General features: G+C 56.4%; 10 protein-coding genes. 6 read left to right on the top strand and 4 right to left on the bottom strand.

Translation table 11 applies throughout. From position 1 onward, the window contains the following. Positions 1 to 85: 85 nt before the first annotated feature. Entirely contained in the window at positions 86 to 394 is a 309-nt protein-coding gene (locus EXQ56_05110; GenBank protein ID MSO19834.1) for a hypothetical protein, read from the bottom strand. 152 nt (positions 395 to 546) lie between these two features. On the opposite strand from EXQ56_05110, the gene EXQ56_05115 reads away from it, so the two are divergent. Beyond that, positions 547 to 3,738 (top strand): TonB-dependent receptor, encoded by a 3,192-nt coding sequence (locus tag EXQ56_05115; protein ID MSO19835.1) that lies wholly within the window; start codon positions 547 to 549, stop codon positions 3,736 to 3,738. A gap of 245 nt (positions 3,739 to 3,983) precedes the next feature. Here EXQ56_05115 and EXQ56_05120 read toward each other — a convergent pair whose 3' ends face one another. Continuing rightward, positions 3,984 to 5,786 carry a hypothetical protein gene (locus EXQ56_05120; GenBank protein MSO19836.1) on the bottom strand — a complete coding sequence of 601 codons (1,803 nt, stop codon included), beginning with the start codon at positions 5,784 to 5,786 and terminating at the stop codon, positions 3,984 to 3,986. Positions 5,787 to 6,298: 512 nt separating this feature from the next. Here EXQ56_05120 and EXQ56_05125 point away from each other — a divergent pair. From EXQ56_05125 to EXQ56_05145, 5 genes are all read left to right on the top strand, one after another. After that, positions 6,299 to 6,817: a hypothetical protein gene (locus tag EXQ56_05125; protein MSO19837.1), complete on the top strand. Its 519-nt coding sequence runs from the start codon at positions 6,299 to 6,301 to the stop codon at positions 6,815 to 6,817. Between the two features lie 176 nt (positions 6,818 to 6,993). Next, positions 6,994 to 8,484: an SLC13/DASS family transporter gene (locus EXQ56_05130; GenBank protein ID MSO19838.1), complete on the top strand. Its 1,491-nt coding sequence runs from the start codon at positions 6,994 to 6,996 to the stop codon at positions 8,482 to 8,484. Between the two features lie 76 nt (positions 8,485 to 8,560). Next, the gene (locus EXQ56_05135) at positions 8,561 to 8,944 is read left to right on the top strand and encodes a hypothetical protein (protein ID MSO19839.1); all 384 of its coding nucleotides are present in this window, start codon (positions 8,561 to 8,563) and stop codon (positions 8,942 to 8,944) included. Between the two features lie 476 nt (positions 8,945 to 9,420). Then, positions 9,421 to 9,696 (top strand): BrnT family toxin, encoded by a 276-nt coding sequence (locus tag EXQ56_05140; protein ID MSO19840.1) that lies wholly within the window; start codon positions 9,421 to 9,423, stop codon positions 9,694 to 9,696. Then, on the top strand, positions 9,662 to 9,994 hold the full coding sequence (locus EXQ56_05145) for a 3-oxoacyl-ACP synthase (protein MSO19841.1): 333 nt from the start codon (positions 9,662 to 9,664) through the stop codon (positions 9,992 to 9,994). Before EXQ56_05140 ends, EXQ56_05145 begins: the two co-directional genes overlap by 35 nt. A gap of 43 nt (positions 9,995 to 10,037) precedes the next feature. Here EXQ56_05145 and EXQ56_05150 read toward each other — a convergent pair whose 3' ends face one another. Together EXQ56_05150 and EXQ56_05155 are read right to left on the bottom strand one after the other, a co-directional pair. Then, on the bottom strand, positions 10,038 to 10,796 hold the full coding sequence (locus EXQ56_05150; protein MSO19842.1) for an ABC transporter permease: 759 nt from the start codon (positions 10,794 to 10,796) through the stop codon (positions 10,038 to 10,040). Then, entirely contained in the window at positions 10,780 to 11,604 is an 825-nt protein-coding gene (locus EXQ56_05155; GenBank protein ID MSO19843.1) for an ABC transporter ATP-binding protein, read from the bottom strand. The genes EXQ56_05150 and EXQ56_05155 overlap by 17 nt, the downstream gene beginning before the upstream one ends. Positions 11,605 to 11,624 lie beyond the last annotated feature (20 nt).

Here is an 11,624-nt window from a genome sequence, read left to right on the forward strand (position 1 = left end):
GTTGTCTTCCCGCTGGCCACCGCCACTTCAACCTGCCGCAACACCGTTACGATCTGCTCTGGTTTGTACCTCTGCATCGGCATATTCAAATACCTCCTTCATGAGATTCTCTCTCACTTCGGCTGGTATCGAAATCGCCGGGCAGGTCAATCTTGCTGAATCCGTTGATGGGCATTAGGCCCGAGCGCGTCGTGAAAACATAATCCCCAGCGGTGAAGCGTGGCAGGCCAGTCAATAGCTTCATCGCTGCCGCGCTTAACGGCACATCGTGAATCCGCTTCGCCTTCGTCGCTTCCTTCGGCAATGTCCACATGCGCGCCGCCGCGTCTACCTGCCCCCACTTCATGTGCGCGGCTTCATTCAATCTCTGCCCGGTCAAAATCAATAATTGCAGATGCGCCCCGCGCCGAAGCCGGGAGTACGCGGACCTTACAAGAAAAGAATTTCAAGCTGAGGCACTACCCGGGACTCAACAATATTGACATTGCCATAGGGACGCAATATATTGCTCCCAGTCTAGAAAACTTTTAACCTTGGAGGCGAACTATGAAGCTGCGGGAGGCTTTGAGGACCGGATTCGTTTTCCTGTTTCTCTGCTGCGGGTGCGCATCGGCACAGGTTACGTCTGGAACGATTTCTGGCACCTTAACGGATGACACCGGAGCGGTTGTTCCAGGAGCATTGGTAACCGGTACCAACGTGGAAACGGGATTCACTCGAACGATTGAGACCGATGCCAGAGGCGCCTATCACCTGCGGCAACTGCCCGTGGGTTCATATGATGTCAAGGCGGAAGCGACCGGATTTCAGACCTCTCTCCAAAAAGGCATCAAACTGACGGTGGGCCAGGAAGCCGTGATTGATCTGGGACTTCATGTAGGGGCGGTTGCAGAAACGGTGACGATTACCAGTGAAGCTCCCATGGTGGAAACTACGACTTCTTCCGTGTCGGCGCTGGTCGATGATCGTCAGATTCGCGCCCTGCCCTTGAATGGGCGGGACTACACCCAACTAGTGACCCTGCAAATGGGGGCGGTGGAGGCCGACCGAAAGGGAGGCGGGAACATAGGCCGGGGAACCGGGAAGAGGATTTCAGTCAATGGATCCAGGCCTACTTCCAACGCTTATCTCGTGGATGGGACCGAGATAGGGGACCACATGGGACAAGCACCCGGAGGGGTCTCGGGCCAGGCTTTGGGCGTGGAGGCGATCCGGGAGTTCTCGGTCCTGACGACCAGCTATAGCGCGGCATACCCGAGCCAGGGCGGGGCGGTTGTGAATGCCATCACACAGTCGGGTACCAATGACATTCATGGCGCGCTCTTCGAATTTCTCCGCAACAGCGCGATGGACTCCAACGAATGGGTAAACAATCGAAACCGGACCCTCCAGCCCGGCTTCAAGCGGAACCAATTCGGATTCGCTCTCGGCGGGCCTGTTGCGAAAGACAAAACATTCTATTTTGGGTCGATCGAGTTGTTGAAGGAGCGATTGGGGAAGTCCACCACCATTCCCGTGCCTGATGAAAACGCACGGAGGGGGTTGATTCCTATTGTGGACTCGCAGGGAAATGTCAGCGGATATAATAATGTGGGTGTCCATGCCGATATCGCGCCTTTCATGAATCTGTACCAACCGATCAACGGACAACGATTCCCCAGCCTCGGGACCGGCGAGTTCTTCAATGTGTTCAGCCAGCCCACGGACGAAAATTATTGGATGTCTCGTGTGGACCATCGATTCTCGGAGTCCAACAGCGCTTTCGTCCGCTACACCTTCGACAACTCGAAGGTATCGTCTCCCAATCTCACTTCAACCGCCGTGAATACGTCAAAAATACGGTGGCAGTATGCCACCGTGGAACACAGTCATGTTTATTCGCCGACCTGGATTAACACATTCCGGCTCGGCTGGAACCGCAGCCATGCCCAGGAAACGAGTCCGATTACGTTTAGTAATCTTCCAAGCCGGTTTGACTTTACTCCCGGTCACTCGTTTGGAGAGCAATCTACGCTTTCAGTAACAGGCGGCGTGCTGGGCACCCTAGGAGGGGATCCCACGCGCGACTACATCACGAACTTCTACCAAGTGATGGAAGATGTCCTGACCACGCAGCGCTCTCATCAACTCCGATTCGGTGGCCGCGTCGGAAAATTCGGGAACAACTGGTATCTCCCCACCAATACCTATGGGGTTTACTCGTTTGCAAACCTCGAATCTTTCTTGACGGCCAGGCCACAGTCTTTCCAGGGCATGAATCCGGAGGGCGCGGATACCTTTCGAAGTTATGTCCAGTGGATGATTGCTGGATACGTGGACGATAAATACCAGGTGCGGCCCAACCTGGTTTTGAACCTGGGCTTGCGGTACGAGATGGCCAAAGTCCCGACAGAGAAGCATAATCGCTTGTGGGCTTTTCGCACGGCATCGGATCTCTTTCCGACTCAGGGTCCGCTTTACAAGAGCACCTCGCAGATGTGGAATATCCAGCCCCGGATTGGCTTTGCCTGGAATGTGCGCGGGGATGGAAAGACAGCCGTGCGGGCCGGTTTTGGCGTATACCAGCAGTATCTTCGTTCTCCGTATTGGGGCACTCTGGGACTGCGCCAGCCTCCTCTCTTTAATCTTGTGACTGCTAATAATCCGCCGTTCCTGAGTGTTTACCGAACGGTTGACCCGGCAAGTCTGCGGCCCAGTTTACAGTCCGGAAATTACGATATAGACCCGCCCTATCTGTTACAGCAAAACTTCACCGTGCAACACCAGATCATGGCGGCAACATCACTGACGGTTTCTTATGTGGGCTCTCGGGGAAATCATCTGGCGGCGATACGGTCGGTTAATATCAAGGCGCCGACGATCTTGACAGACGGTCGCAAGTGTTACAATTTCACGGGAGGCAACCCCTCTTGTCCTAACGGCAGCCTGACTCTGCTCAACCCCAACCTTCAGTCTGATAGCCGGTCGTACTCGGATGGGCAGTCCTTCTTCAACTCCCTGCAAATGAATCTCAGTCAGCGCCTGCAGCGCGGCCTGCAAATGGGACTCTCCTACACTTTCTCGAAATTGATTGATGAAGGCCCGGACCGCTGGGATAGCACGGGTGCTCCCGGATCGGCCGATCCGGGCTCGCAGGATCCATTTGATCACAAGGAGAGACGCGGCCCGAGTCCGCTGGATGTACGGAACAACCTGGTAGTCAATTTTCTTTATGAACTTCCTAAAACCGGTTTTCAGAGCAGCATCCCAAAACACCTGCTGGATGGCTGGCAAGTGAACGGAATCCTGCGGAGTTCTTCCGGCAAGCCCTTTACGCCCGTCCTGGGTTATAACCGGGTTGAAACCGGGCTCACCAACGCCGGCTCTTCCCGTCCGAATTTGAAAGCAGGGGCAAACAATAACCCGGTTCTGGGAGGGCCTGACAAGTATTTTGATGCCAGTTCATTCGAACTGCAGCCGCGAGGATTTTTGGGGAACGCCGGAGTCGGCACGATCAGCGGACCGGGATTTGCCAATCTGGATTTTGGATTGGTGAAGCTCATTTCTTTTAGTGAGCGTCGGAGCATAGAATTCCGGACGGAATTCTTCAACCTCCTGAACCATCCGAACTACCTGACTCCCCGGGGAGTGATTCAGACCAGCGCGACAGCGCCTTTCCCGAGCCCCACGGCGGCACGAATCGATGACACCGTTAACACGGCGCGGCAAATCCAGTTGGCGCTCAAGATCGCATTCTGAATGCGGGCAAGGTGGGTGGTATTTCCGCAACCAAGTATTGTTAAGAAGCCGCTGAAATCGCCGGGGCACTCAGGAAGCGGGGCGGCCTCTTTCTCTTCTACCACATCGAGAGCTGCTAGCTGAATCGTAAGCCCCGATAGGAATATTCAAGCGTAGCGACGCAGCAGGATTTACCTCCTTTGGCCGGAACCGAACTCTAAACTGAAATTGATTTTCCGCAGGACATGCCGGCGCACTCCTCCGGCTCAGCGGCTGGTTTTTTCCGCCAGCCACTTGGAGACTACCTTAAGGGAAACGCTGTTGGAGACCCCTCCGTCCGGTGGAGCGGTCAGCACCGTAATCTTCACGGTACGATCGCCATAAACTCCGACGCGCTGTTCCGGATTGGTGCCCAGCACGAAGCGGTTCGGCGTGGCCTGCGCGGCGACGCTGGCCGGTATTTTCGCCTTTAGGGTGCGAATATCTAGAAAGGTTGTGGGCACCGCAACACCGTCCACCCGCACCACGGAGTCGGGAAGAAAGCCTTCGCCATCCACGACCAATTCAAATTCCGCGATCCCCTCGGCTACCCGATGAGGCATGATTGCGCTGATTTCCGGCTCCTGGATAAACGGAGTGGGCCGAACCAGGTTGGCCGGCGCCGAGGTATAGTGCGCGGTATATCCCAAGGAGATGAACTCCCCGCCCTTCATTACGCGTTCGATGACGCGGGCGTTGGCGATGTCCTGCAAGGGATTGGCGGACAGAACGAGCAGATCGGCATAACTGCCCTCCGCGAGCACGCCCACCAGCGGGCGGGTGGCCGGCTTCCTTCGCGCCGTGATCATCTCGGCTCCCCAAAGCCCGAACGACTGCAGTGCCTGCATCGGCGTCAGACCACTTTCGACTAGCATGGCCAGTTCCAGATGCACAGCAAGTCCGGCGGTGCCGATCGAAGGCGTGTCCACGCCGCCCATCACTTTTCCTCCCAGCGCCACCCACCGCTTCACAAAGGCGCCGGCCAAGTGGTAGGCCTCCTTCGACTGCTTCACCTCCTCGTCGCTCAAGCGGGCGACCAGAACCTGTGCTCCGTACTTAGTGGAAAAACTTCGCGTGGTTCGGAATTTGCTTAAGAGGCCGTCGGCTAGATTCTTCGGGTAGTATGTCATCAGAGCCGGGTTGCGGTAGATGTTGTAAGAGTCCGTCTCGAACTGCGCAGCCATGTTCGCTTGCGAGCCAAATTCGTAGAGCAGCGTCGGATTGATATAAGCTGTTCCGTGCCGAATCACTTCCTGAATCAACGAGTCCATGCGCGCGCCGCCCTTCAAAAATAGGCCCCAATGCAGGTACTGGCCTTCGCGGAAGTTTTCGGCCTCCTCTGGGGTCATCAGGGACACCGCGCATCCCCACAAATGTTCCAGGATGTCCAATCCCGCCGCAGCAGCGTCCCGGCAATTCTCCGCGTGTCCAATGATGGCGAAACCGGCCTCATGTATCTCCTCCGCCATCCATTGGTACGGCTGCCTGATTTGTTCGTTATACACCGGCAGCTTGGCGAACTCTGGTTCCCTCTTCATCCACTCCCGAACATTAGTGCGGACCTGTTCCCTGGTCATCGCAGGCGATAAGGAAAGGGAGCCGCCAGAATCGTAAAGCCGGGGAACGCGATTATCTGACCTTTGCGATTCCCGGTAATAGGCATCTCCGTAGACATCTCGGGCCTGCATGGAGACTACTGTCGTTACGCCGTGATTGAGCAGTAACTCGCCGAGCCAGCGCTGATAATGCACGTGACTATCCACGAATCCGGGAATGACGAACTTACCGGCGAGCTCCACGACCGCGGCGTCGGCGGGGTAACGGGTTTGCTTTTCTCCAGCGGCTCGTACTTTGTCACCCTCGATGACGATCACGGCGTCGGGAACCGGTGGCTGGCCGGTTCCGTCGATCAACGTCGCGCCTTTGAGAACCAGCACCTTGCTTGTTTGGTTTTGCTGCGGCCAGCCCAGCGCAAGGAAACTCAGCGCGACAATTGCCAATGCGACCCAGCAAAATTGTCGCCAATACATGAGCGGGTCCCTCCGTTCCGGAAATACTTTTGCCATGCGACTCCTGCCGCAGTCAATTCCACTTGCTACTTTCCGAAGAAATCCAATTCTGCCTGATTGAATTCTTTGGGATTGTCCACGTTGACCACACGCGCTCCACCGGAATTAATCTCTTGGTCTTCCCACGAGTGAAAATATACACGAATTTCGGTCTAACCGAGCACAATTGTTCTCCGATAGGGTGGTCGGCTCCGAACTGGCCTTTTCAAAAACTGCTTCCTTCTGGGTCTTTCCTGAGATCGATTTCTTCATCGCCACAACCGGTGGCGCGACCCTGCTCCGATGGTAAGAGACGCCATCCGCCTGAGGCACCCCTGACTATTCATGAGACGGCTTCTCGATCAACATTCGCTTTTCACCGCAGACGGAGTTTTTCGGTAGGCACACCCATTCTTGAATCAGGCGAAGCTGCTTAGAAACAGCAGACTTAGCCCAATGAAAGCTGATTCCACAAGGCAACATCGACGACGAAATTGCCAACCGGCAGAGTTCTGAAATCATCGCCTAGGGCGCAGGTCGCCGTTCAAATCCCCTTCGAGGTCGCAGGGCAGACCACGGCGTCGCTGGTGGTAACGGTCTCTGGTCAATCCAGCGCGCCCCGGACGATTAATGTCGCGCCCACGGCTCCGGGTTTCTTTACACTTAACCAAGCAGGCTCTGGACCCGCGGTGGTATTGCACTCCGATGGCGCAACGCCTGTTACCGCGGAGAATCCGGCACGCCTGAATGAAGTAGTCATTTTCTACTTAACAGGCCTGGGAGCGCTGAGTTCTCCTCTGGAGACGGGTGCCCCTGCAGGGGGCAATCCATCCGCCGCAACGGCGACATTGACGATTGGCGGAATCGGGGGAAGCGGGATTTCTGCCGTAGTTGACTACGCGGGCGCGGCGCCTGGTTTTGTAGGCTTGAATCAGGTGAATGCGCGAATCCCGGCGAATGCTCCCCTCGGGGGCAGGTTGAGCAATCAGGTAACCATTCCTATTGGGCAGTAAATCTTGGGTGGCGCGTGGCCGGATTATTTTCGGCCACGCATTCTTTCGCAACGAATCTATCTTAAGCAGTCTATAATGTGCGGGTTGTTTAATCTCCCGTTGCATGGTGATCCCCATTGTCAGAAGAACAATCCGCACCCTCTTCGCTTAGAACCATTGGACTCATATTGGGGCCGATGCTGTTTGCCGGCGCATTGATTTACCCCGCTCCCGAAGGAATGTCCCTTGAGGCCAAGCGCACCGCGGCGGTGGTGCTGCTGATGGCTGTCTGGTGGATTACCGAAGCCGTCGAGATGGCCATCACCTCGCTGCTCCCGCTGGTCCTGTTCCCCGTTCTTGGAATACTTCCCAGCGAAAAAGTCGCGCCCTATTACACTGACCACGTTATCTTCCTTTACTTCGGTGGCTTTGTGGTCGCGCTGGCCATACAGAAGTGGAATCTACACCGGCGCATCGCGCTGCATACCATTCGCATGGTGGGGACGGAGCCGACGAAACTCGTGCTGGGCTTCATGATCGCCACCGCATTCCTGTCCATGTGGATGTCCAACACCGCCTGCGCCATGATGATGTTTCCCATCGGCATCGCCGTGGTGCTGCAACTGGCGGGCGAAGAAGGGCAGCCGCCTGATCGCCGTATACTCGATAATTTCGGCTCGGTGCTGATGTTGAGTATCGCCTATGCCTCCAGCCTGGGCGGCATCGGCACGCTGATCGGCACGCCCACCAATCTTGTCTTTGCCGGCGCGGCTACCAAACTGGTTCCCGGTGGGCCGGAGATTCAATTCCTGAAATGGATGGCCATCGGCGTCCCCGTCGTGATCATCTTTTTGCCGATCTGCTGGTTCTATCTGTGCCGCTATAGCTCGCCCGTGCCGCTGAGCCAGATCAAGTTTCGCAGCGGCCAGCATGTGATCGAAGACGAGCTGCGCAAAATGGGCCGCATCACTCGCGAGGAGATGCTCCTGCTGGTTGTGTGGGCATTCATGGCGCTGCTGTGGATCTTCCGCTCGCCGCTCAATCTTGGATCGTTCACGATTCCCGGATGGTCGCAACTGTTCGCCAAGCGCGCCTTCCTGCATGACGCCACCGTGGCCATGGCCGCCGGCATTTTGCTTTGCCTGATTCCGTCATCAAAAATGAAGGGCGGGGAAAACGGCGGAAAACCGGAACGAGTATACCTGATCGATTGGGACACGATCCGCAAAGGAGTCCCGTGGGGCGTGCTATTCCTATTTGGTGGCGGATTCGCGCTGGCCGCCGGCATGGAGGCGACGGGCCTGTCGGCATGGCTCGGGACCATCTTCGGTAAACTCGCGGGCATCCCGCCATTTCTGATTGTTCTGATTGTTTGCCTCGGCGTTACATTTCTCTCCGAGATCGCCTCGAACACCGCCACCGCCGTCATGGCCATGCCCATTCTCGCCGCCACCGCGGGACAGGTGGGCCTGCATCCCTACCTCATCATGATCGCCGGCACCATCGCCGCCTCCTACGGATTCATGCTGCCCGTGGCCACGCCTCCGAACGCCATCGTCTACAGCAGCGGCTGGATTCCCGCTCCGCAAATGGCCAAGACCGGCCTCGCCCTCGACTTAATGGGCGTTCTGCTAGTAGCCGCGATGGTCTACCTGCTCGTCGGCCCCGTCTTCGGCATCCCGGTCTAGATGACAAACATTGCAAGTTTGACGTCGTTGCCTATGGAACTTGTCCTGTCGTCGTTTGCAGCTTATCATTGCGCCTATGGCAAAACTCAATGTTCAGCAGATTCGGAATCTGGCACGAACCATCATCGCCGAGAACCCGGGAGGTATTCGATATAGCGTCTTAATAAACGACAATATTTCACCGCAGTCTCCGGAAACCCCAAGGAGCACGATAGGTGGTGCAGTATATAACCTGGACACTTTATTTACCGATGAGATATCCAAGCCCAGCCGCGGTCTCTACGTGCCGGTTGCCAGATCAGGAAACGACATCGCCGCACTTGGGAGTGCTGAGCAAGTGGCGGGGACCGGGATCAAGGTAAGGGAAACCGATTTTTACGAGCCTTTCGCCCTATGGCTCAAGAACGATTTGGATGAAGTCACCGAAGTTAGGTCGCTTGGTGGGGCCGGCTTAAAGTAAAAATGGGGAACGCCCGATGTAGTCGGTGTTTACAAGCCGCTCGCCAGCAACCTGATCAAGTTTCCTATCGAGATCGTTTCTGCTGAAATCAAAATTGATCCACTAGCGCCGGTTGTGGCTTTCGGCCAAGCTGTTGCTTACAGATTGTTTTCGACGAAGACTTACATTGCGATGCCGACGACCTTGACAGAGGAGGATCAGAGTCGGTTGGAATCCCTCTGCATGCTCTTCGGAGTCGGGCTGGTCCTATTTGATCTCAACAAGGAGATTCCACAGTTCTCGATTCGCGTGCGTGCTCAACGATTTTCACCGGATATGTTTTACGTCAATGAATTCGCTGATCGTCTAAAACACCATGACGCCGAAATCTTTGAAGGACTGTTCGGGTGAATTCTTCGGGTAGTGGGATCGCTAGGGTGTGAGTTTGCTGCTCTTGCGCTTTTAAAATTGTAAATACATAATGTCAATATAAATGTATGGACTACGTTTGGGACCACCAAAAGAATCGCCGGAACGTAGTCCGGCACGGCATTGGGTTCGAGGATGCCGTCAAGATATTCGAGGGGCCCACGCTGGAGCAGGTGGACACGCGGTTTGATTACGGCGAGGTGCGTGTTTACGCGGTGGGAGTGGTAAACGGCTTCGAGATCACGGTGATCTACACGGACGCCCCTCACGGCGGGCGGCGAATCATCTCGGCCTGGAGGGCTGAACGACATGAAAGAGAAGCTTACTGGAAAAACATCGGCTAAGACCGGGGCTAAGTCTGGGGTTAAGCAGGCCACCGATTGGAAGCGGGTCCGGTCCCGGAGCGAGACCCAAGTCCGCCGGGCGATCGCGGGCGATTCGGAGGCGCGAGCAACTGACGCGGAGTTCTGGAAGAACGCGCGAGTGGTAATGCCTCTGGCGAAGGAAACCATCACCATCCGCCTGGATGCCGATCTGCTGGAGTGGCTCCGCAAGCAAAAGCGCTATCAGACGCGCATCAACGCAGTGCTGCGAAGCTACATGCATGGGAATATGGGTTCCCGACGGCTCAGCGCCCGTTAGTCTAGGGGGAAGATGAAAGAATACTGCTTTGCGGCTTCCATCACTATCCCCGGACCAGGCCCCAGCGGCGCTGCATGCGCCGTTCGATCCATTGGAAGACGGTCAGGTCGATGGCGTAGCCGAGCAGCATGATCAGGATCATCACCGCGATTACCTGACTCATGTCGTTCAGGTCGCGGCCCATCATGAGCAGGTGGCCGAGGCCGAGCGAGACGAAAAGCATTTCGCCGGAGATCAGTGAGCGCCAGGCAAAGGCCCAACCCTGTTTCAGCCCACCCAGCAAATGCGGCATGCTGGCTGGCAGCAGGACATGTGTGAATTGATTCATCCCCGTGGCCCCAAGATTCCTGCCAGCCTGAAGCAGAATGTGCGGCACGTGGCGCAGTCCGATCTCGGTGCTGATGGAGACGGCCAGCACCGATCCCATTACCGTTACGAACAGGATCGCGTTCTCACTTAGCCCAAACCACAACACTGCCAGCGGCAGCCAGCAAATGCTCGGTAGACTCTGCAAGCCCAAGATCAGCTTGCCGACGGTTGACTCCATGAACTCATTGGTGGCGATCAGGAAGCCCATGGCGACTCCCAGAACAACTGACAAGATATATCCAATGAGAATCCGCTTCATGCTGATGCCGATCGCCACTGGAATGGTGTTGTCTTGTATGCCATACCACATCGCTTCCAGCACCATATACGGCGACGGCAGCAGGTAGGTCGGCCAGAATTCCGCCCAGACGATCGCCTGCCAGAACAGGACCAGACCGATGTAAAAGAGAATCTGCTTAAGTTTTTTCATCATCGTGATACTCTTCCCTGACCGAGCGGTCGATCTCTTCGCGCAACTGCGCCATTAATCTACGAGCCACCACGGCCAGCTCTGGGTCTTCGAGTTGGCGGGGCCGCGGCAATTCAATGAAGAAGGCGCTCTTCACGCGACCGGGCCGGAAGGTCAGCAGGACCACGCGGTCCCCGAGCCGCACGGCCTCGCGCATGTTGTGCGTAACAAAAATAATCGTGCTCCTGGTCTCCTGCCAAACCCGCTCCAGCTCGTCGTGCAGGCGGTCCCGCGTCTGGGCGTCCAGCGCCGCGAACGGCTCGTCCATCAGCAGAACAGCGGGTTCCAGCACCAGCGCGCGGGCCAGCGCGACACGCTGTCGCATCCCTCCAGACAGTTCGTGGATATAGCTTTCTTCAAACTTGGAGAGATGGACGAGCTGGAGGAATCTCCGCGCACGATCCCGGCGTTCTGCCGCGGGGATGCCCTTCATGCGCATGCCGAATTCCACGTTCTGCCGCACGTTCAGCCAAGGGAAAAGGGCCAGGTCCTGAAAGATCAGGATCGTGCCATGTACCGGCCCGTCAATCCGTTTTCCACTGGTGTAAATTTGTCCAGAGGTCGGCTGATCCAGTCCAGCCATAATATTCAGCAGTGTGGATTTCCCGCAACCCGATGGTCCAACGACGCAGAGAAATTCGCCTTCCTTCACATTCAAGTTGATCTTGTCCAGCGCCAGCGTGCTTCCGGTCTCACCCGCGTAGGAGCGCGAGACATTCTCAAGCAGCAGCATACTTTCTCTTAGCCAGGGTGTTTGCGACGGTTGCGACATCTATGCTGCTCCGCAGTGCT

The organism is Acidobacteriota bacterium (assembly GCA_009691245.1).
Classification (GTDB): domain Bacteria; phylum Acidobacteriota; class Terriglobia; order 2-12-FULL-54-10; family 2-12-FULL-54-10; genus SHUM01.